16 protein-coding genes are annotated in these 20345 nt (G+C 71.8%); 11 read left to right on the top strand and 5 right to left on the bottom strand.

What is annotated here, in order from left to right; all coding sequences use genetic code 11:
- Nucleotides 1-53: 53 nt before the first annotated feature.
- Both ACIBX3_RS08330 and ACIBX3_RS08325 read left to right on the top strand, forming a co-directional pair.
- On the top strand, nt 54-1004 hold the full coding sequence (locus ACIBX3_RS08330; RefSeq protein ID WP_397114478.1) for a hypothetical protein: 951 nt from the start codon (nt 54-56) through the stop codon (nt 1002-1004).
- A 26-nt stretch (nt 1005-1030) separates the two neighbouring features.
- Nucleotides 1031-1507 carry a GNAT family N-acetyltransferase gene (locus ACIBX3_RS08325; RefSeq protein WP_397114476.1) on the top strand — a complete coding sequence of 159 codons (477 nt, stop codon included), beginning with the start codon at nt 1031-1033 and terminating at the stop codon, nt 1505-1507.
- A gap of 56 nt (nt 1508-1563) precedes the next feature.
- On the opposite strand, the gene ACIBX3_RS08320 is transcribed toward ACIBX3_RS08325, so the two are convergent.
- Entirely contained in the window at nt 1564-1854 is a 291-nt protein-coding gene (locus ACIBX3_RS08320; protein WP_397114474.1) for a hypothetical protein, read from the bottom strand.
- Nucleotides 1855-2058: 204 nt separating this feature from the next.
- Here ACIBX3_RS08320 and ACIBX3_RS08315 point away from each other — a divergent pair, with 204 nt between their 5' ends.
- The 5 genes from ACIBX3_RS08315 to nirD are packed head-to-tail and all read left to right on the top strand — an operon-like array spanning nt 2059 to nt 9532.
- On the top strand, nt 2059-3369 hold the full coding sequence (locus tag ACIBX3_RS08315; protein WP_397114472.1) for an MFS transporter: 1311 nt from the start codon (nt 2059-2061) through the stop codon (nt 3367-3369).
- Nucleotides 3356-5395, top strand: coding sequence for a molybdopterin oxidoreductase family protein (locus tag ACIBX3_RS08310; RefSeq protein WP_397114470.1), 2040 nt, complete (start codon nt 3356-3358; stop codon nt 5393-5395). The genes ACIBX3_RS08315 and ACIBX3_RS08310 overlap by 14 nt, the downstream gene beginning before the upstream one ends.
- On the top strand, nt 5392-6786 hold the full coding sequence (locus ACIBX3_RS08305; protein WP_397114469.1) for an FAD-dependent oxidoreductase: 1395 nt from the start codon (nt 5392-5394) through the stop codon (nt 6784-6786). Before ACIBX3_RS08310 ends, ACIBX3_RS08305 begins: the two co-directional genes overlap by 4 nt.
- Nucleotides 6783-9212, top strand: coding sequence for a nitrite reductase large subunit NirB (nirB, locus tag ACIBX3_RS08300; RefSeq protein WP_397114467.1), 2430 nt, complete (start codon nt 6783-6785; stop codon nt 9210-9212). The genes ACIBX3_RS08305 and nirB overlap by 4 nt, the downstream gene beginning before the upstream one ends.
- Complete coding sequence (gene nirD / locus ACIBX3_RS08295; RefSeq protein ID WP_397114465.1) at nt 9209-9532, top strand: nitrite reductase small subunit NirD; 324 nt, start codon at nt 9209-9211, stop codon at nt 9530-9532. Before nirB ends, nirD begins: the two co-directional genes overlap by 4 nt.
- A 72-nt stretch (nt 9533-9604) precedes the next feature.
- On the opposite strand, the gene ACIBX3_RS08290 is transcribed toward nirD, so the two are convergent.
- A complete protein-coding gene (locus tag ACIBX3_RS08290) occupies nt 9605-9754 on the bottom strand; it encodes a hypothetical protein (RefSeq protein WP_397114463.1) in 150 nt (49 codons plus the stop codon).
- A 178-nt stretch (nt 9755-9932) separates the two neighbouring features.
- Here ACIBX3_RS08290 and ACIBX3_RS08285 point away from each other — a divergent pair, with 178 nt between their 5' ends.
- The 3 genes from ACIBX3_RS08285 to ACIBX3_RS08275 all read left to right on the top strand — a co-directional run bounded on the left by ACIBX3_RS08285 (nt 9933) and on the right by ACIBX3_RS08275 (nt 11721).
- Nucleotides 9933-10523, top strand: coding sequence for a YybH family protein (locus ACIBX3_RS08285; protein ID WP_397114461.1), 591 nt, complete (start codon nt 9933-9935; stop codon nt 10521-10523).
- A 69-nt stretch (nt 10524-10592) separates the two neighbouring features.
- On the top strand, nt 10593-10874 hold the full coding sequence (locus ACIBX3_RS08280; protein WP_397114459.1) for a metal-sensitive transcriptional regulator: 282 nt from the start codon (nt 10593-10595) through the stop codon (nt 10872-10874).
- A gap of 61 nt (nt 10875-10935) precedes the next feature.
- Nucleotides 10936-11721 (top strand): hypothetical protein, encoded by a 786-nt coding sequence (locus ACIBX3_RS08275; RefSeq protein ID WP_397114457.1) that lies wholly within the window; start codon nt 10936-10938, stop codon nt 11719-11721.
- Nucleotides 11722-11830: 109 nt separating this feature from the next.
- On the opposite strand, the gene ACIBX3_RS08270 is transcribed toward ACIBX3_RS08275, so the two are convergent.
- From ACIBX3_RS08270 to ACIBX3_RS08260, 3 genes are all read right to left on the bottom strand, one after another.
- Nucleotides 11831-16483, bottom strand: a complete 4653-nt coding sequence (locus ACIBX3_RS08270; protein WP_397114455.1) for an SCO7613 C-terminal domain-containing membrane protein — start codon at nt 16481-16483, stop codon at nt 11831-11833.
- A gap of 130 nt (nt 16484-16613) precedes the next feature.
- Entirely contained in the window at nt 16614-17273 is a 660-nt protein-coding gene (locus tag ACIBX3_RS08265) for a FadR/GntR family transcriptional regulator (protein ID WP_397114453.1), read from the bottom strand.
- A 35-nt stretch (nt 17274-17308) separates the two neighbouring features.
- Complete coding sequence (locus ACIBX3_RS08260; protein ID WP_397114451.1) at nt 17309-18337, bottom strand: ADP-ribosylglycohydrolase family protein; 1029 nt, start codon at nt 18335-18337, stop codon at nt 17309-17311.
- Nucleotides 18338-18410: 73 nt separating this feature from the next.
- Between ACIBX3_RS08260 and ACIBX3_RS08255 the strand changes: the two genes are divergently transcribed.
- Nucleotides 18411-20333 (top strand): Xaa-Pro dipeptidyl-peptidase, encoded by a 1923-nt coding sequence (locus ACIBX3_RS08255; protein WP_397114449.1) that lies wholly within the window; start codon nt 18411-18413, stop codon nt 20331-20333.
- The last annotated feature ends 12 nt before the right edge of the window (nt 20334-20345 follow it).

The following is a 20345-nucleotide window of genomic DNA, read 5'->3' as shown; positions in this document are numbered from 1 at the left end:
CTCCTTGCGAGAATTCGATTACGCAGCGCATACGGGATGGCTACGGTGATCGCATGGGCCACCGTGCGCACTACGTGATCGTCCAGGACGGGTCCTGGGACCTCTACCACTCCCAGTGGGGGGCCAATGACCTGGACCTGGACCTGCTGCCCGGGCCGGACTTCGCGCTCCGGTTCATGAGCAGCCAGCGTCTTCTGAGCGGAAGGGATCTCGTCTGGACCAACGAGCTGATGTGCGAGGCGGCCGCGATCGTCGTGCCGCGCGAGAAGCGCCTCGGCTTCTACCTGATCAACCACCGTGGGATCGTCAGCCGCGCCGCCATGCTGGACGTGCTCGCGCTGACCTGGCCGGGCTGGCGGATCGAATGGCTCTACCAGGGACTGCCCGACGTCCTCACCAGGCTCGGCGAGGACGTGTCCAAGGTCCACGTCGACGTCTCCCCGTACCTTCAGCGGCTGTGCCCGGCCGGGCGCTACCGCGGCTGCCTGGTCACCGTCGCGGAGAACGGCGCGACCAGGGCGTACGCCCTGTCGAACGTCCCCTTCGAGGTCGTCGGCCGGGGCGAGAAGCTGCTGTCCACGCTGCCCGATGAGGCCCTGACCACCAGCCTCCGGCTGACCCCGGACTCGGGCGTGCACCTGGACGTCGCCGGCCGCCAGGCGTGGTTGTGGAGCATCGATCCCCTCTACCGCGTCCTCGAGTGGGCGAACACGAGCTGGCCGGACTGGACCTGGACCTTCCTGGCCGACGACTGGGCCACGCATCTGGCCCTGGCCGGCGACGCGGTCAGGTTCCCGCCCATGGAGCGCGGCTTCGCGCTGACCAAGCTGCAGGTCCGGCTCGGCAGGCACGCCGCCTGCCACCCCGCCGACGACGCGATCAGAGTGCTGACCGCGGTCCTCGGCCCCGGCCCCGAGGCCTGCGACCACCACATGGCGGTGCCGGAGGAGGGCGAGTACGCGACCGCGCTGACCGCCATCGCCGCGCTGCGCCGCGAGGCGTAGTCCGTGCCTGCCCCTACGCTGTGGGCATGATTCGTCCCGCTGCGCCCGCTGACGTGCCCGCGATCCTCGACATGATCCGCGAGCTCGCCGAATACGAAAGGGCCGCCCACGAGGTACGCGCCACCGAGGAGGACCTGCGCACCGCCCTCTTCGGCGACCGTCCCGCCGCCTTCGTCCACATCGCCGAGGAGGACGGCGCGGTCGCCGGCTTCACCCTCTGGTTCCTCACCTTCTCGACCTGGAGGGGCGTGCACGGCATCTACATGGAGGACCTCTACGTACGCCCTCAGCACCGTGGCGGCGGGCACGGCCTGGCGCTGATGGGGGAACTGGCCAGGATCTGCGCGGAGCGGGGATACCAGCGCCTTGAATGGTCGGTGCTGGACTGGAACGCGCCCACCATCGGCTTCTACGAGAAGCTGGGCGCGGTGCGCCAGGATGAGTGGCTGAAGTATCGGCTGACCGACGAGCCGCTCAACAGGCTCGCCGGACGGCAGGACTGACGGCACGAGCGGTCACGCAGGTCACGCACGGTGACGTGACCTGCGTGACACATTCGTCACACCCCCGCGCGAGCCCGGGGCCGGACGCCCTCGGCCTCCTCGAACCTCTCCATGCCGGGCGCCTCGATCTCGCGCTGCGTCTCCTCCAGGCGGAGCGCGACCCCCATCGCGAAGAACGTCGGTGCCCATTCGCCGACGAAGATCCCCCACCGATCGGCCCGGTCGAGCCCGGCATGCTCGGTGGTCCTCGAGGTCAGCCAGGACGCGAAGGCCAAGCCGATCGAGCCGATCCCGGCGACATACATGTGATTGGATCTGATGCCCATCTTGTGAAGCGATTTGATCATGGTTCCCCCCTTGCTGTGAGTGCTGGTACCCGAGGGGCGGCGGTGTAACCGATCATTACCAGCATGTTTCCGACGTGACGCATGTGCGCGACTTGTTACAGCGGTGAATCACATGTAACGAGCGCACAGCCACGGACGGTCAAAGTGCGTAACGCGCGCTTCCTACCTTGGAGATCCCCGGACGCCGAGCGTAGGAGAAAGTCGATGGCGCGCTGGATCGCCGATTGGCACCCCGATGACCCCGCTTTTTGGGAGAGCACAGGAAAGCGCGTGGCGCGCCGCAACCTGATCTTCTCGATCGCTGCCGAACACCTCGGCTTCACCGTGTGGACACTGTGGAGCATCGTCGCCACCAAGATGGGGGTTTACGAGTTCACCACCGACCAGCTGTTCTGGCTGGTCGCGCTGCCGAACCTGATCGGGTCCGTGCTGCGGGTTCCCTACACTTTCGGTCCCGCCAAGTTCGGTGGGCGCAACTTCACCGTGGTCAGCGCGGTGTTGCTGCTCATCCCCGCCATCATGCTGGGAGTGGCGGTCGGCAGCCCGGACACGCCGTACTGGCTGTTCCTCGTGATCGCGGCCCTCGCCGGGTTCGGCGGCGGCAACTTCGCCTCCAGCATGGCCAACATCACCTACTTCTACCCCCGCAGCAAGCAGGGCGTGGCGCTCGGGCTCAACGCCGCGGGCGGCAACATCGGCGTCAGCTCCGTGCAGCTCGTCATGCCACTGGTCATCGGCTCGCTCGGGCTCGCGGCCGCCGGCTGGTTCTGGATCCCGTTCGTGGTCGTGGCCGCCGTCTGCGCCTGGTTCTTCATGGACAACCTGACCAGCGCCAAGGCCAACCCGCGTGAGCAGCTGGCGGTGGCAGGCAAGGCCCAGACGTGGATCATGTCGTTCCTGTACATCGGCACGTTCGGCTCGTTCATCGGCTACTCCACCGCGTTCCCGCTGCTGAGCAAGAACCTGTTCCCCGACGCCCCGTTCGCGGTCGTGGCCTTCGTCGGCCCCCTGGTCGGGTCGCTGATCAGGCCGGTCGGCGGCTGGCTCGCCGACAAGCTCGGCGGCGCCCCCGTCACGCTGTGGAACTTCGCCGGGATGGGCGGCGGCATCCTGCTGGTCTGGACGGCCAGTACGTCGGGCAACTTCTGGCTGTTCTTCCTGGCCTTCCAGGTGTTGTTCCTCACCTCCGGCATCGGCAACGGCTCCACCTACCGCATGATCCCCGCGATCTTCCAGGCCAAGGCCGTCGCCGAGCGCGGCGAGAGCGAGGACGCCCTGCTGTACGGCAAGCGCCAGGCGTCGGCCGCCATCGGCATCATCTCGGCGGTCGGAGCGCTCGGCGGGTTCCTCATCAACCGGGCGTTCGGCATGGCGTTCGCCGCGACCGGCAGCCCCGCCCTCGCCTTCCTCTCCTTCGGAGTCTTCTACGTGGCCTGCTTCGCCCTGACCTGGTGGTGCTACATGCGCAAGGTCGGCGTCAAGGTCGTGGCCAGCCTCGCCTATGCGAGGGTCTGATCCGGTGAGCGCCGCGACGAAGACGCACTGCCCGTACTGCGCTCTGCAGTGCGGCATGGAGATCGGTCCTGAGCTGGCCATCCGGCCCAGGACCGACATCCCGGCCAACGCCTCGGGCGCTCTGTGCCAGAAGGGCTGGACGGCGGGCGAGCTGCTCACCAACGGTGAGCGCCTGACCGTCCCCCTCCTGCACGGCGAGCCCGTGGAGTGGGACGTCGCGCTCGACTACGTCGCGAACCGGCTGTCCGCCATCCGCGCCGAGCACGGCCCCGACGCCGTGGCCGTGTTCGGCGGGGGTGGTCTGACCAACGAGAAGGCCTACACGCTCGGCAAGTTCGCCAGGGTCGCGCTCGGCACCAGCCAGATCGACTACAACGGCCGCTTCTGCATGTCGTCGGCGGCCGCCGCCTCGATCAAGGCGTTCGGGATGGACCGGGGGATGCCGTTCCCGATCACCGACCTGGCCGAGGCCGACATCGTGCTCCTGGCCGGCGGGAACGTGGCCGAGACCATGCCGCCGTTCGTCCGCCACGTCACCGGGCCGCGGATGATCGTCATCGACCCGCGCCGCACCCAGACGGCCAAGCTGGCCTGGCTGCACCTGCAGCCCACGCCCGGCACCGACCTGGCGCTGGCGCTGGGGCTCCTGCACCTGCTCATCGCCGAAGACCTCGTGGACGAGGAGTACGTGGCCGCGCGGACCACCGGGTTCGACGAGGTCCGCACCTCGCTGTCCGCCTGGTGGCCCGAGCGGGTGGAGCGGATCACCGGGGTGCCCGTCTACCGGATGCGGCAGGCGGTCAGGGCCATGGCGGCGGCGCGGAAGGCGTACATCCTGACCGGGCGCGGGGCCGAGCAGCACGCCAAGGGCACCGACACCGTCACCGCGTTCATCAACCTCGCGCTCGCGCTCGGCCTGCCCGGCCGGCACGGCTCCGGCTACGGCTGCGTGACCGGGCAGGGCAACGGGCAGGGTGGCAGGGAGCACGGCCAGAAGGCCGACCAGCTGCCCGGCTACCGCAAGATCGACGACCCGGCGGCCCGCGAGCACGTCGCAGGGGTGTGGGGCGTGCCCGCCGAGTCGCTGCCCGGTCCGGGGCGGTCGGCGTACGAGCTGCTGGACGCCCTCGGCACCCCGGACGGGCCGAAGGCGATGCTGCTGTTCGGGTCCAACCCGGTGATCTCCGCGCCGGCCGCCGAGCACGTCGCCGAGCGCATCGGCTCCCTCGACCTGCTGGTCACCTGCGACTTCGTCATGTCCGAGACCGCGGCGATGGCCGACGTGGTGTTCCCGGTGACGCAGTGGGCGGAGGAGACCGGCACCATGACCAACCTCGAAGGGCGCGTCCTGCTGCGCAACCGGGCGGTCGCGCCGCCCGAGGGCGTCAGGAGCGACCTGGACGTCCTGGCCGGCCTGGCCGAGCGGCTCGGGCACCGCTTCGAGACCGACCCGGTCGAGGTGTTCGACGAGCTGCGCCGCGCCAGCAAGGGCGGGCCCGCCGACTACTCCGGCATCACCTACGAGCGCATCACGGCCGAGAAGGGTGTGTTCTGGCCCTGCCCCGAGCCGGGGCACCCCGGCACGCCGCGGCCGTTCCTCGACTCCTTCGCCACCCCGGACGGCCGGGCCAGGTTCGTGCCCGTCCAGCATCGGCCCGCGGCCGAGGAGACCGACGAGGACTACCCCGTCTACATGACCACCGGCCGGGTGCTGGCCCACTACCAGAGCGGCGCGCAGACCCGCAGGATCGCCTCGCTCGTCAAGGCCGCGCCCGAGCCGTACGTCGAGCTGCACCCGGACCTCGCCGAGCAGCTCGACATCACCGCAGGCGACGTGGTGCGGGTCAGCAGCAGGAGAGGCGAGGCCAAGGCCGTGGTCAGGATCAGCGACGCCATCAGGCGCGACACCGTATTCATGCCCTTCCACTGGGAGGGCGCCAACCGGCTCACCAACCCGGCCCTCGACCCGACGTCGAGGATGCCGGAATTCAAGGTCTGCGCGGTCAGGGTGGAGAGGGACTCATGAGGCTCGTCGTCGTGGGGAACGGGATGGCCGGGTCGCGGCTGGTCAGCGAGGTGCGCACCCGCGACCCCCACATGAAGATCACGATTTTGGGCGCGGAGTCGTGCCAGCCGTACAACCGGGTGCTGCTGTCGAACGTGCTTGCCGGCAGCTCCAGGCCCGACCAGGTACGGCTGCTCGACTCCTCCTGGTACGCCGCCCACGACGTCGAGGCGGCCTTCGGCAGCGCGGTCGCCCACATCGACAGGGAGACCAGGCACGTCGTGACCGAGGACGGGCGGCGCGAGCCGTACGACCTGCTGGTCCTGGCCACCGGCAGCGACGCCATCGTGCCGCCGATCCCGGGCGTGGAGCGGGCGATCCCGTTCCGCACCCTGGACGACTGCGAGCGCATCCTGGAGTCCGCCCAGGAGGCGCGCAGGGCCGTGGTCGTCGGCGGCGGGCTGCTCGGCATCGAGGCCGCCCGCGGCCTGGCCGGGCGCGGCCTGCCCGTGACGCTGCTGCACCTGGCCGGGCACCTGATGGAGCGCCAGCTCGACATGGAGGCCGGCGAGGTGCTCGGCGAGACGCTGGCCGGGCTCGGCGTCGAGATCCGCACCGGCGTCAGCGCCTCGTCCGTGGACGAGGACGGCGTCCGGCTCGCGGACGGGGAGCTGGTCGAGGCCGACCTGGTGGTGCTGGCCTGTGGCGTTCGCCCTATCACCAAGCTGGCCGCCGAGGCGGGGCTGGAGGTGCGGCGCGGCGTCGTCGTGGACGACGAGCTGCGTACCGACGACCCGTCGATCTTCGCGATCGGCGAGTGCGCCGAGCACGACGGCACCGTGTACGGCCTGGTCGCCCCCGCCTGGGAGCAGGCCTCCGTGGCCGCGGACGTGATCACCGGCGGCAAGGCGCTCTACCGGGGCTCCAGGCTGGTCACCCGCCTCAAGGCCAGGAGCGTCGAGCTGGCCGCCATGGGCGAGACCCACCTGACCGAGGAGCACGCCGAGGTGGTCCGCTTCAGCCACCGGGCCCGCGGCACCTACCGCAAGCTCGTCATCCGCGACGGCCGGCTGGTGGGCGTGATCCTGCTGGGCGAGAGCGACGCCGTCGGCACGCTCACCCAGCTCTTCGACCGCGGCGGGCCGGTGCCGGGGGACCGGGCCGGGCTGCTGTTCCCCGGGCTGTCGTCGGCGCCCGTGGCCGACAGCCCGACCCTGATGCCCGACGCGGCCAAGGTCTGCCAGTGCAACAACGTGACCAAGGGCCAGATCAGGGCGTGCTGGGAGGCAGGGGCGCGCGACGTGGCCGGGGTGGCGGCCGCGACCAGGGCCACGACCGGCTGCGGCACCTGCCGGGACGCCGTGGAGGGCATCGTGAGCTGGCTGTGCGAGCAGGAAGGGATTTCCGTATGAGCAGGATCGTCGTCGTGGGGTACGGGCCGACGGCCCACCGGCTCGTCGAAACCCTCGTGAGCAAGGGCTTCGACGGCCGGATCACCGTGATCGGGGAGGAGCCGCGCCCGGCCTACGACCGGGTGCACCTGACCTCCTACCTGTCCGGCACCAGCGCGGAAGACCTCACCTACGAGGTGCCTTCGGGGATCGTGACGACGCTGAGCACCCGCGTCACCGGCATCGACCGGGACGCCAAGCACGTGGTCACCGCGGACGGCGACGTCGAGCCGTACGACGTGCTGGTGCTGGCCACCGGGTCGGCGCCGTTCGTGCCGCCGGTGCCCGGGGCGGAGCACGCCTTCGTCTACCGCACGATCGAGGACCTGGACGCGATCAGGGTCGCCGCCAAGGACGCGGTCGAGGGCGTCGTGGTCGGCGGCGGGCTGCTCGGCCTGGAGGCCGCCGACGCGCTGCGCGCGCTCGGGCTGAAGGCGCACATCGTCGAGATGAGCCCCTGGCTGATGCCGCGGCAGGTCGACGAGGGCGGCGGCGCGGTGCTCAAGCAGCACATCGAGGGCCTCGGGCTGGGCGTGCACGCCGGCGCCGGCGTCAAGGAGATCGTCACCGACGGCGACGGCGAGGTCGTCGGGCTGCGCAAGCCCGACGGGACGCTGGTGGACGCGCAGGTCGTGGTGTTCTCGGCGGGCATCAGGCCGCGCGACGAGCTCGCCCGGTCGTCAGGCCTCGAGGTGGGCGAGCGCGGCGGCATCGTGGTGGACTCCGCCATGCTCACCTCCGACCCCTCCATCTACGCCGTCGGTGAGTGCGCCCTGGCCGGGGGCATGATCTACGGGCTGGTCGGGCCGTGCAACACGATGGCCGAGGTCGCCGTGGACCGGATCATGGGCGGGTCCGCGACGTTCGAGGGCGCGGACATGTCCACGAAGCTCAAGCTGCTCGGCGTCGAGGTCGCGCAGTTCGGGGCGATGGACGGGGCGCTCGACGTCACGTACATGGACCCGGTGAGCGGCGTCTACAAGAAGCTGTTCATCAGCGACGACGCGCAGACGCTGCTCGGCGGCATCTGCGTGGGCGACGCCTCGCCGTACACGTCGCTGCGGCCCTTCGTCGGCAAGGCGCTGCCGGCCTCGCCGTCCGACCTGCTCTTCAGCGGCGCCGGGGCGAGCCTGGACCTGCCGGACGAGGCGCAGGTGTGCTCGTGCAACAACGTGTGCGCGGGCGACGTCCGCACGGCCATCGCCGACAAGGGCGTCACCGACGTCCCCGGGATCAAGGCGTGCACCCGCGCCGGCACGACCTGCGGCAGCTGCGTGCCGATGCTCAAGCAGCTGCTGGAGAAGTCGGGCGTCGAGATCAGCAAGGCATTGTGCGAGCACTTCACGTACTCGCGGGCCGAGCTGTTCGACATCGTACGGGTCCGCAAGATCACGACGTTCTCGCAGCTCATCACCGAGCACGGACAGGGGCGGGGCTGCGACATCTGCAAGCCGGCCGTCGCCTCGATCCTGGCCTCGCTGCACAACGGGCACGTCCTGGAGGGCGAGCGGGCCGCGTTGCAGGACACCAACGACGCCTTCCTGGCCAACATCCAGAAGAACGGCACGTACTCGGTCGTCCCGCGCATCCCCGGCGGCGAGATCACCCCGGACAAGCTCATCGTGATCGGCGAGGTGGCCCGCGACTTCGGCCTCTACACGAAGATCACCGGTGGGCAGCGGATCGACCTGTTCGGCGCCACGATCGACCAGCTCCCGGAGATCTGGCGGCGGCTGGTCGACGCCGGGTTCGAGTCCGGGCACGCGTACGGCAAGGCGCTGCGCACGGTGAAGTCGTGCGTGGGCTCGACCTGGTGCCGCTACGGCGTGCAGGACTCGGTCGGCATGGCCATCGAGCTGGAGCTGCGTTACCGGGGCCTGCGCTCGCCGCACAAGCTCAAGTCGGCCGTCTCCGGCTGTGCCCGCGAGTGCGCCGAGGCCCGCTCCAAGGACTTCGGGATCATCGCCACCGAGCAGGGCTGGAACCTGTACGTCGGCGGCAACGGCGGCTTCAAGCCCCGCCACGCCGACCTGCTGGCCAAGGACCTGAGCTCGGAGGAGCTGATCAGGACCATCGACCGGTTCCTGATGTTCTACATCCGCACGGCCGACCGGCTGCAGCGCACCGCCGCCTGGCTGGAGTCGCTGGACGGCGGCCTCGACTACCTACGGGAGGTGATCATGGAAGACTCGCTCGGCATCTGCGCCGACCTGGACGCGCAGATGGACAAGCACATCGAGACGTACGCCGACGAGTGGGCGGCCACCCTTGATGACCCGGAGAAGCTGAGCAGGTTCGTCAGCTTCGTCAACGCGCCGGGCGTGCCGGACCCGTCGATCGTGTTCGCCAGCGAGCGCGGCCAGATCAAGCCGGTGATGGCGCGATGAGCGACTGGACCCGGATCTGCGACTACGACGCCATGCTGCCGGAACGCGGCGTCTGCGCCCTCGTGGAGGGCCGGCAGGTGGCCGTGTTCCGCACCCACGACGGCACACTGCACGCGCTGGACAACCTCGACCCGTTCAGCGGTGCGTACGTGCTCTCGCGCGGCATCGTCGGCACCAGGAAGGGCGAGCCGACCGTGGCCTCGCCGCTGCACAAGCAGGTGTTCTCGCTGGTGTCCGGGATGTGCCTGGACGAGCAGGACGTGTCGGTACCGGTCTATCCGGTACGGGTGGCCGGCGGGGCCGTGGAGGTCAGCGTCTAGCCGGCCACCCGGGAGAACCGGGCCCAGGTCGTACGCTCGCACGGCGGCCTGGGACCGGTTTTTCGCGTGCCGTCAGGCCCCGGCGTTCTCCGAAGGCGGGTAGACGTGCGGGCTGCGGTGGGCCGCGGGGAGCACGCAGCGGCGTCCCGCCTCGACGCTGTCACAGCGTGCGGCGTCTTCGCGCTGAGGAAGGGGCTCGGGGTTCGCCTGCGTTCGCGACACTGCACGGACGTTATCGGCGGCATCTGCCGTGCTGGTCTCGCGGCGGCAACGATCGAAGCTCTGAACGGTCTCGGCAAATTCGGTCATTTCGCCTAGTAATGCCGGAGGAGGTAAAGGGGACGTGTTAAGTGCCTAAACCGCGCATTCGGTGATGAGCGGCACGGGCATCAAAGCGGGCATGAGCAAGATTTCTCAGTGCAGGGCACTCCTGCTGGCCGCTGTCGTCCCCGCCGTGCTCGTCGCGGGCTGCGCCGCCGGAGGCGGCACGCAAGCCATGAAGGGCGCGGCGAGCCCGGCGACGCCGACGGACACCGTAATGCCGCCGGAGGAGACCACGCCGCCGGAGGAGACCGACACCGCGTCGCCGACCGCGACGGACACGGGCATGGAAACCGCCACGCCGACGGACACGGCCGGGATGGCCGGCCAGGCGCGGTCGGTCGTCCAGGGCTACTTCGACGCGCTCAAGTCGGGGAACGTGGACCAGGTCGCGGGCGCGTTCGCCGACGACGCGTGGGTGGCCATGGCCGGCACGCCCACGGCGCAGGGCACAGACGCGATCCGGACGCTCTACCAGGACAAGCTCAGGGACGACGGCATGAAGCGGGCCACGTACACCATCGAGGACGTGCTTCCGCTCGGCAGCGAGAACGCCCTGGTCCGCGCGACCAGCAGGCGGGGCGAGGCCGACTTCCGCGAGCTGTTCGTGCTCATGCAGGACGGCGGGGAGTGGAAGATCTCGCAGTACATGAGCAACCGGATGTCCTGAGCCGGCCGGCGGAACACGGGAGGGGGGTATGGCGTTGTTGCCGGTGTAGCAAGGGGGAGGACCGCGGAGATGGCCGGATACACCGACAACAAGCAGGACCACCTGCGGCGGCTGCGCCGCATCGAGGGACAGGCGCGAGGGCTCCAGCGCATGGTCGAGGACGACAAATACTGCATCGACATCCTGACGCAGGTGTCGGCGACGACGAGCGCGCTGCAGTCGTTCGCGCTGTCCCTGCTGGAGGAGCACATGGCACACTGCGTGGCCGAGGCCGCGCAGAAGGGCGGCGCGGAGGCGGAGATCAAGGTCAAGGAGGCCGCCGACGCGATCGCGCGCCTGGTCAGGTCCTGACCTACGGCGGGGGCTGGAACCTGCGGCGCGCGCCCGGTGTATGTACACCGGAGGTGATCCCATGAAGAGGATGCTGGCCGTGCTGGTCGCCGTGCTGGCGGCCCTGGCCGCGGGGGCCGTTCCGGCGGGGGCGGCGGGGAATTGGGCGGTGACGTACCTGGATCCGCTGCCGGGCCGGTTCGAGGGCGGCAAGCCGTACGCGCTGGGGTTCTGGGTGCTGCAGCACGGCAACCACCCGTTCGAGGGGCGGCTGGGACCGGTCGGGCTGCGGCTCACCGGGGAAGGCGGGAAGAGCCTGCTGTTCAACGGCACGGCGCTGCCCGAGGCGGGGCACTACGCCACGGCGGTGGTCGTGCCCGAGGGCACGTGGAAGGTACAGGGCGTTCAGGGGACCTTCCAGCCGTATGACGTGGGGACGCTCGTCGTTCCCGGCGGACTCAAGCTGAATCCCGTGCAGAAGGAGTCGATCGACGCCTTCGTGGCGAACGGGCGGGACTACTGGGACGAGGTGCGCCCGCCCGGGTTCCCCGACCTGCCGGGGGCCACGGTGAAGATCGACACGCAGCGGGCGGCGACGGAGGCCGGTCCTGCGGTGGTCACGGCGGCGCCGCAGGAACCGGCGGCCTCGCCTCCGGCGACCGCCGGGCGTGCGGCCGAGGAACCCGGCGGGGTGCCCGCGTACACGCTGCTGCTCGCGGCCGCCGGCGGCGCGCTGCTGGCGGCGGCGGCCCTGCGGTGGCCGCCACTGTCGCGGGCACTGTCGCGGCGTCTGTCGCGTCGCAGGAGCGATGACGAGCCCGGCCCGCCGGCGGACACGTCGTCGGAGACGATCGTCATCTCGGGTTAGACCAGGGGGACCGGGGGAGGTCGCCGGGGTGTGCTCGCGACGCCGTTTTCCCGAGCGGCCCGCGTCGGAGCGCACCCCGGCTTCCGCTGTGCGCGATCCCGTGCCGGGGTCAGCGCATCCTGACGATGAACCTGCGGATCTTGCGGAGGTCGCGCAGCCGGTGTTCGTACGTCGCCCCGGTGAACAGCAGGAACGCACCCGCCAGCGCGATCGGCAGCCAGCGCGGGCCCTCGCCCATCAGCTCGGCGAGGGTCGGCGCGAACTCGTGCGCCGCCGTCACCACCAGCACCGCCCCGCCCAGGATCAGCGGCGCCTGCAGCCGCGCCCACGCCCCTGCCATGGTCACGGCGAACGCGGCGATGCCCAGCAGCAGCGGCCTGGTGAGGCCGGTGTCGTACCAGGCCGCGTACGCGCTCGGCAGGAACGTCAGCGCCAGCGCCGTGCCGTAGCCCACCCAGGAGGAGACACCGGGATCGCGCCGCCTTGCCAGCCACGCCGCGACCAGCCCGGCTATGGACAGGGGCGCCGTGTACGCCTCGGGGGCCGCGACGCCGGAGAGCGCCAGTTCGAGCCAGAGGGCGAGTTGCAGCAGTCCCGCCCCGGCCCAGGCGGCGGGCCGCCGATCCGGGCGCAGGGCGACGGCCAGGGAGAGGACGCCGGCGCAGGCCAGCGCCAGGCTCACCAGCTCCCGATCGGCCACGGCCATGATCATCCCGATGGCGGCCAGCCCCCAGCCGGGCACCTCCACCCCGAGCGCCACCGCGTCGTGACCCCGCACCTCCCCGGCCGCTGCCGGGTGGCGGGCGGGTGTGCGGCGGGCCAGCGCGGCGGCCACGACGGCGGACAGCGCCGCGACGGCGAGGGCCGCGAAGGCCGTCACCTCCAACGGGTATCCGGCTACCAGCGCCGCGGCGATCGCCAGCGCGCCGGTCGCGACGGTGGCCGTGGCGGCGGCGCCCGTACGCGTGCCGTTGTCGCGGGCGAGCAGCCCGGCCGCCACGCCCAGCACCGCGACGCCGCCCAGGATCGCCAGCGTGTACGCCTCCGCATCCAGCGACCACACGGCCAGGTGCACCGCCAGCCCCACCGCCAGCACCCCGGCCGCTCCGGCCCGCGGGGCGAGGGCGGCCTGCGCGGCGAGCGCCACCAGCACGGCCCCGTAGAAGGCCAGGATCGCGGGATACGGCATGTCCGCCATGGCGGGAACGAGCACCAGGCACCCGAACGCCCCCACCGTCCCCGCGGTCCGCCCGGCGAGCGCCCCGCCCAGCCCGCGTGCGACGATCACGCCGGTGACCGCCACGAAGACGCCCACCCCCAAGGCGGTCTCCACTCCCGACAGCCGGAACCCCGACGGCACCAGCTGGAACGGCTCCCCCTGCGCCACGGACCACTCATACACCTCAGGATGGATCGACCACCCGCGGAACCGCTCACCCCACGGCGCGCCGGCCCGCGTGTAGGGCAGCCACAGCACGCTGCTCCAGATCTTCAGATGCGGCAGGACGGCGGCCCCTGACACGGCCGCCGCCAGCACGTACGCACCCTTCCTGCTCCCGGTCCCCAGCCGTCCCGCCGCGCCGGCGAGCGCGAGGGCGCCCACCGCCAGCACCAGCGACATCCGCGCGAGATCGTCCCCGGTCAGCACCATGGCGACCAGCCACAGCGCCAGCGCCGTCCCGCCCACCGGCCCCGCGACCGCGCCGGGCAGGACAGGCAGCGCGGCGGCCCGCGACAGCAGCACCGCCACCAGCAGCAGCACCAGCGCCGCGTTCTCCGCGCCGAGCCCGCCGCCGAGCGCCGCGGCCACGCTCTCCGCCCCCACGGCCAGCCCGGTCACGGTCGAGGCCACGCTCGTGACCGGCGAGCCCTTGCCCCGGATCGCGCAGAGCACTCCGGTCACCACGATGGCCGCCAGGACCGCGAGCGTCGCCGTACGGTCGGCCAGCGACCACGACACGGCCAGCGTCGCCGTCCACAGGCTCGCGCTGCCCGCTGCCGACCGGCTCACCGCCGACCAGAGCGCCAGCACGGCCGTGAGCACGACGAGGAAGCCAAGCGCCGCCCAGTACGGCAGGTCCGCCACCACCGGCAGCGTCGTGGCCGCCAGCGGGAACACGATCCGCGCCACCCCCATCGCGGCCGCCCGGCCCCACCTCGCCCAGGCGGCGAACATCCCCGCCACGCCCGCCAGCACCAGGACCGGCAGCAGCATCGGCTGCTCCTGCCACGGCCCCGACGGGCTGAGCATCTCGCGGGCGCCTTCCGTCGCACCCGCCCAGGCCTGGGTCACCCACGCGTACGGGCCCACCAGCGCCGGCACGACGGCCCTGCTCACCGGCAGCGGCGCGAGAGCGGCCAGCACACACGCCTCGACCACCGCCGCCGTCCGCCATGGGCCCCTGGGCCGCCGCCACGCGGAGGCCGCCGCCAGCACGGCGGCCATCGCCAGCAGGAGCGCGAGCCATGGCCCTCCGTGCACAACCTGCAACCCGAGCGCGAACAGCCCCACCGCGACGGCCGCCGCCTCGACCGCCGTACGCCCGCCGGGTTTGATCGTCCTGGTGAGCCGGTCCAGGGACCCGAGCGTGAGCGTGGCGCCCGTGCGGCGGGCCCGTACGACGGCGCGGGCGAGCCTGCGCGACGGGCGCGTCACGAACAGCGTCGCCGCCCGCACGCCGAGCAGCGCGAACGCCGCCCCGAGCCCGTCCGCGAACAGTCCCCAGACGAGCAGCCCCGCCGCCAGGGTCGCCCCGGCCCCGCCCACGGCCTGCACCGCCTTCGGGTGGGCCGCCATGGCACAGGCCAGCAGGAGCACCAGCAGCCCGCCCGCCACCCCGACGGTCGCCTGCCGATCGGCCAGCGCCCAGCCCATCGCCAGCACGGCCACATACCCGCCCAGCCAGAGCGCCACGTTGCCGAGAGGGCTCGGAGCGTCCCCGGGCCTGCGGGCGGCGGTGAAGAGCAGGGCGCCGGCCAGGGCCACGAGGACCGCCAGCGCCGCCTCGTACGGCATCCCCGTCGCCACCGGCGCCGTGAGCACGGCCAGCGAGCCGAACACCAGGCAGGTGGTACGACGGACTCCCGGAGTCCACACCTCACCCCACGGCGGCACGAGGGCCATCCCCAGCGCCACAGCACCCATCACCAGCGGCGTGGCCGCCGTGTCATCCCACCGGACGTCATGGGGCCCGAGCACCGCCGCGGCAGGACCGCCGGCCTCCGACCACAACCACCCCACCCAGCTCAGCGGGATGAACGCGGCCGCGCCCACGGCCGGCGCCTTCCCGGCCGCGGCCGCCGCCAGAGCCAGCACGGCCCCGGTACGCATGCCGCCCCGCAGCCGTACCGGAAGCTTCAGCGTGGCGGCGAGGACCAGGCAGGCGCCACCCGCGGCGACGGCGGCCGGCCATGAGACGGGCACCATCGAGACGGGCACGACGAGGAGCGCCCCGATCGCGGCGAGGGAGGCGAAGGCGGCGATGAGGTGGCGCGCCGACGGTCCACGCGTCGCGTCCGCCCACAACAACGCCACCGCCCAGGCGGCGGCCAGGACGAGGGCCGTCACCGGCGGCGGCATCACGGCCAGGAGGACGCCGGCGGCGTTCCTCTCGGCCTCCTGGAGCGCGATCAGGCCGATGCCGGACAACCAGGCGAGGGAGCCGGCGACGGCCGTGGTCACGTACTCGATCGCGGCCCGTGCCCGCCGGGCCGCCTGCCACAGGGCCAGGTCGAACGCGGCCGTGGCGATCAGCGCTCCGGCGTGCCATCCGTACCCGATCGAGCCGTCGAACTCCATGGCCAGCCCGGCCAGCGGGAGCGGCGCCTGGGCCAGCGCGATCGCGACCGGCGCGGGCAGGCGTAACGGGGCCCACCGCGAGTACAGTGCCCAGCCCACGGCCAGCGCGGCGCCCCCCATCGAGTATCCCCACAGCGGGTTCAGACCCGGTCCAGTGGAGGGGGCGCCGTCGTCGAAGACCTGCATGATCGCGACGCCGTCCAGGGGGATGAGCACGAGGCCGATCAGAGCCACCGTCTCGGCGGTCGCGACCAGGCGGCGGCGTACCAGCAGCCAGGGCGCGGCCAGGACCCCCAGCGTGAACACGCTGAGTATGAGTGCCCGCAGCGCCGGGACCTGCCAGCTCACCAGCGTGAACACGATGGCGGCGATCGACAGGAGCACACCGCCGAGCAGCAGCAACAGGTTCTGGACCGCCCGATGCGACAGATCCCGCCGCGGCGCCCGCTTCCCACGGTCCGCCCGCCCGTCGGCGTCCTCGCGGCGGCGGACGTCCGTGCGCCCGCTGACGTGCGCCCGCTCGCCGGCGTCCGCACGCCCGTGGGGGGCCGTCGGCCTGCCGTCATCCGCTTCCTGGGCGGCCGATGCGATCTCGGTGGTGGTGTCGGTAGCGCCGGTGGGACTGGTGGTGCCGGTCGCGCCGTGTCCGCGGGTCGCGCTCTGTGCGCCCATCGCGGCCTGCGCGCCCGCCGTGGCGGAGACCGGGGTCGCCATCGGCCCGGCAGCCGCGCCCCCGGCAGCACCCGCAACGCCGGCGGTGGCGGTGGCGCGCATCGCGGCGAGGGCCTCGTCGCGGCGCCTCAGCAGGCCCGTACGGCGCTGCTCCAGCTGGGCGAGGGCGTCCACGGCGGCGAGGTAGGCGCTGGCGGCCGGCCCGCGCAGGAGCAGACGGCACGCGGGGCAGGTGACGGGCCGCGGGCTGAGCAGGGCGGCATCGCAACCGGGACAAGTCGTCCAGTCCATTGCAGTGAACCTCCCGAAGATCGGGTCGTCCACGACCTTGCCGCAACGAGTCACGATTTGTCTGGTAATCAGAAATGCCGCTTCACGGTCGTGACCAAAGCCCGCGACCGCGTCGGAGGGACGCCGAGGGTCAGAGACCGCGTTCCTGCTGGTCGAGGATGGCGACCGACACCGCGACCGCCCGCGCGGGATCCCCGGCCTCGATCGCCCGCAACAGCTCCTCGTGCGAGCTGTCCGGATCCAGCGCCGCCTGCTGCTGGTCCCGCACGCTGTCGCGCAGCGCGTCGCTCATGCTCCGGTACAGGTCGGCGAGCAGCACGTTGTGGGCGGCGTCGGCCACCAGCACGTGGAACTCCACATCCGCGTCCGCGAACCCGTCCAGGTCACCCGCCCGTCCCAGCGCGTCCCTGCGGGCCAGCGTCTCCCGCAGCGCCACCAGGTCCTCCTCGGTGCGCCGGCCGGCCGCCAGCCGGGCCGCCACGAGGTCGAGCCCGCGGCGTACGTCGATGATGTCCATGGCGGCCGCCGTGTCGAGCCGGCGGCGCAGCGCGATCTTGGACTCGTCGGTCGCGGTCACGTACGTGCCGTCGCCCTGCCGGGTGTGCAGCAGTCCCGCGTGGGCGAGGACCCGGACCGCCTCGCGTACGGACAGCCGGCTCATGCCCAGGCTCTGAGCGAGCTGGCTCTCAGAAGGGATCTTCGTGCCGACCGGCCACGCCCCTCGGGCGATCTCCCGGCGGAGCTCGTCGATGGCCGCGTCGACGAGCGAGGTCCGAGCGACGTTCCGCATGCATCCTCTTCTCATCCGGCTGGGGGATTCCCAGCCTAAGCGCTGGTCGAGGTCAGTTCGGCGGCGAGGCGTTCGATCGTGTCGCGGCCCTCCAGCGGGCGCAGCCAGGCGGCGGGGAGGGCAGCGGCGCCGTGCAGCGTGCCCAGGAGGTTGCCGCACACCGAGCCGGTCGAGTCGCTGTCCCCGGAGTGGTTGACCGACAGCAGCAGCGCCCGCTCGACGGACGGCTCGGCCAGCGCGCAGTACACGCCGATGGCCAGCGCCTCCTCGGCCACCCACGCGCCGCCCAGCGACTCCACGCGCTCGGGCGACGCAGGCCCGTCCATGGCGAGCGCCGCGCGCAGGGCCGCCGTGGTCTCCTCGTGCGCCGGGTAGCCGGCCAGCAGGTCCAGGGCGCGGCGCACGGCGGGCTCCAGCGCCTCGCCCGCCATCAGGTACGCGACGATCGCCGCGAAGGCCCCCGCGGCCAGGTACCCCGTGGGGTGCCCGTGGGTGATCTGAGCGCACGCCGCCGCCAGTTCGAACGCCTCCCGCGCCTCCCGCCGGACCAGTCCGAACGGGGCTGAGCGCATGACCGTGCCGCACCCCTTCGAGCCGGGGTTCACCGGACCGGGCTCGCCGAGTGAGGACGGCCCGGGGAAGCTCCGGTGCAGCCCCGAGAGGCAGGTGTTGCCGGGCGCCCGGCGGGAGTACAGCCAGCCCTCCTCTCGCAGCGGTCCCGTGCGGTGGGGGAGGCCGGCGGGCGGGGGAGCGTGGTGGTCCTGGGTGTCGAGCCAGCGCAGGTACGCCTGCCGGACCGACTCCACCACCGCTCCCGCCCCGGCAGCCGGTGATCCGCTTGCGTCATCGGCACGGACCAGGCCCTCGACGGTGAAGAGCGTCATCTGGGTGTCGTCCGTGATGAGGCCGGCTTTGCCGCGCCAATCCGTGACATATCCGGCTATGCCGTCCGCGCCATGATGCTTGCGGATCTCCCGCAGTGAAACGAACTCGATCGGTGCCCCGAGCGCGTCACCGATCGCGCCGCCGAGGAGACAGCCCCGTACTCGATCCTGAACATCCATAGTCGGATCTTGTCAGGTCCGGGGCCGTCTGAAAGATTGCGGTTTGTCCCGGACACCCTCACGGAGGTCACGCGTGCCACAATTACGCCCGGCCCTGGTCGCCGTCGCCCTCATCCTGGCGATCGCGACCCCAGCGCAGGCTGCCGCCGGACCTGCCATCACGATCGAGAACGGCCGTACGCAGCCGGTCTTCTCCTACGCGGACGCGATCCGCGAGCACGTGTACGTCGAGTCGACGGTCGACAGCGACCTGGACGGCAACCTCGACAAGGTACGCGTGGACATCATCCGGCCCAAGGAGTCCGGCCCCGGACTCAAGGTGCCGGTGATCATCGATGAGAGCCCGTACTACGACAATTCGGGCCGCGGCAACGAAGGCGAGCGAAAGGTCTACGACGCCGCCGGAAATGTCGTGAAATTCCCGCTGTTCTACGACAACTACTTCGTCCCCCGCGGCTACGCCGTCCTCAACGTCGACATGCTCGGCACCACCAGGTCCGAAGGTTGCCCCGACATCGGCGGCAAGGCCGACGTGCTGGGCGGCAAGGCCGTCATCGACTGGCTGAACGGCCGCGCCAAGGCGTACAAGGCCGACGGCAGCCCGGCCGTGGCCGACTGGACGACGGGCAAGTCCGCCATGATCGGCAAGTCGTACGACGGCACCCTGGCCAACGCCGTCGCCGCGACCGGCGTCGAGGGCCTGAAGACGATCGTGCCGATCTCGGCGATCAGCTCCTGGTACAAGTACCAGCGCAGCAACGGCGTCATCTACAACTACGACTACGCCTCCTGGCTGGCCAACTACGTCGACACCGACCCGGAGCCCAAGTGCCGGCCCGTCCGCGACAAGATGGACGCCGAGGACGGCGACGACACGGGGAACTACAACCCGTTCTGGGCCGAGCGCGACTACATCAAGGGCCTGCTCGGCGACGTCTCCAAGGTCAAGGCCAGCGTGTTCGTGATCCACACGGTCAACGACCTCAACGTCAAGCCGGACAACTTCTCCGTCTGGTGGAAGGCCCTGGCCGACCGGAACGTGCCGCGCAAGATCTGGGTCGGCCAGACCCAGCACGTGGACCCGTTCGACTTCGAGGGCCGCAGGGGCCTGTGGGTGGACACGCTGCACCGCTGGTTCGACCACTGGCTGCACGGCGTACGCAACGGGATCATGAGCGAGCCCCGCGCCGACGTCGAGACCGGCCCGGCGAAGTGGATCACCCAGCGCGACTGGCCGGCGCCGTTCGCGCTCAAGGCGTCGCTGCGGCCGGCGGCGGACGGCTCGCTCGGGCTCAAGCGCGCCGCGAAGGGCAGCACCGCGACCTTCACCGACGTGGCCATGAGCGAGACCGACATGGTGGCCGACGTCGGCACGGCCAACCCGGGACGGGTGGCGTTCACCACCGGCGCGCTCCCGCTCGACCTGCGCCTGTCCGGCACACCCACCGCCGACCTGCGGGTCAAGCTGGACAAGCCGACCTCCAACCTGACCGCCCTGCTCGTGGACTTCGGTGAGGACACGCGCGTCGACTGGCGTCGGAGCCAGGGCATCACCACGCTGGCCGAGGAGGACTGTCACGGCGAGAGCACCACGGCCGACGACGCCTGCTACAAGAAGGTCGTCACGAACGTGGCCACCCGCCCGCTGGAGATCGTCGCCCGTGGCTGGATCGACGTGCAGAACCGCAACTCGCTCAGCCAGGCCGCACCGCTGCCCGTGGGCACGTACGGCACGGTCAAGTGGCTGACGCTGCCGCAGGACTACACCTTCAGGAAGGGGCACAGGATCGGCCTGGTGATCGCGGGCACCGACTCGACCTACAGCAGGGAGACCGGAACCGGCGCCGCCGTCACCGTCGACCTGGCCGGGAGCAGCGTCGTCGTGCCGTTCGTACTGGGCACGCCGCTGGCCGGCATGCCGCAGGACAGGGCCAGGTTCCACGGTCCTGACCGGATCGAGCTGCCGCAGCCCGAGCCCGAGTTCCAGTTCTTCTAGAACGCCCGCGGC

The organism is Nonomuraea sp. NPDC049480 (assembly GCF_044465905.1).
Classification (GTDB): Bacteria; Actinomycetota; Actinomycetes; order Streptosporangiales; family Streptosporangiaceae; genus Nonomuraea.
This window is presented reverse-complemented; position numbering and strand designations above follow the sequence as displayed.

What these genes read in the sequence shown, in the direction of transcription:
- ACIBX3_RS08330 (WP_397114478.1), top strand. Translation starts at nt 54, where the DNA reads ATGGGCCACCGTGCGCACTACGTGATCGTCCAGGACGGGTCCTGGGAC.
- ACIBX3_RS08325 (WP_397114476.1), top strand. Translation starts at nt 1,031, where the DNA reads ATGATTCGTCCCGCTGCGCCCGCTGACGTGCCCGCGATCCTCGACATG.
- ACIBX3_RS08320 (WP_397114474.1), bottom strand. Translation starts at nt 1,854, where the DNA reads ATGATCAAATCGCTTCACAAGATGGGCATCAGATCCAATCACATGTAT.
- ACIBX3_RS08315 (WP_397114472.1), top strand. Translation starts at nt 2,059, where the DNA reads ATGGCGCGCTGGATCGCCGATTGGCACCCCGATGACCCCGCTTTTTGG.
- ACIBX3_RS08310 (WP_397114470.1), top strand. Translation starts at nt 3,356, where the DNA reads ATGCGAGGGTCTGATCCGGTGAGCGCCGCGACGAAGACGCACTGCCCG.
- ACIBX3_RS08305 (WP_397114469.1), top strand. Translation starts at nt 5,392, where the DNA reads ATGAGGCTCGTCGTCGTGGGGAACGGGATGGCCGGGTCGCGGCTGGTC.
- nirB (WP_397114467.1), top strand. Translation starts at nt 6,783, where the DNA reads ATGAGCAGGATCGTCGTCGTGGGGTACGGGCCGACGGCCCACCGGCTC.
- nirD (WP_397114465.1), top strand. Translation starts at nt 9,209, where the DNA reads ATGAGCGACTGGACCCGGATCTGCGACTACGACGCCATGCTGCCGGAA.
- ACIBX3_RS08285 (WP_397114461.1), top strand. Translation starts at nt 9,933, where the DNA reads ATGAGCAAGATTTCTCAGTGCAGGGCACTCCTGCTGGCCGCTGTCGTC.
- ACIBX3_RS08280 (WP_397114459.1), top strand. Translation starts at nt 10,593, where the DNA reads ATGGCCGGATACACCGACAACAAGCAGGACCACCTGCGGCGGCTGCGC.
- ACIBX3_RS08275 (WP_397114457.1), top strand. Translation starts at nt 10,936, where the DNA reads ATGAAGAGGATGCTGGCCGTGCTGGTCGCCGTGCTGGCGGCCCTGGCC.
- ACIBX3_RS08270 (WP_397114455.1), bottom strand. Translation starts at nt 16,483, where the DNA reads ATGGACTGGACGACTTGTCCCGGTTGCGATGCCGCCCTGCTCAGCCCG.
- ACIBX3_RS08265 (WP_397114453.1), bottom strand. Translation starts at nt 17,273, where the DNA reads ATGCGGAACGTCGCTCGGACCTCGCTCGTCGACGCGGCCATCGACGAG.
- ACIBX3_RS08260 (WP_397114451.1), bottom strand. Translation starts at nt 18,337, where the DNA reads ATGGATGTTCAGGATCGAGTACGGGGCTGTCTCCTCGGCGGCGCGATC.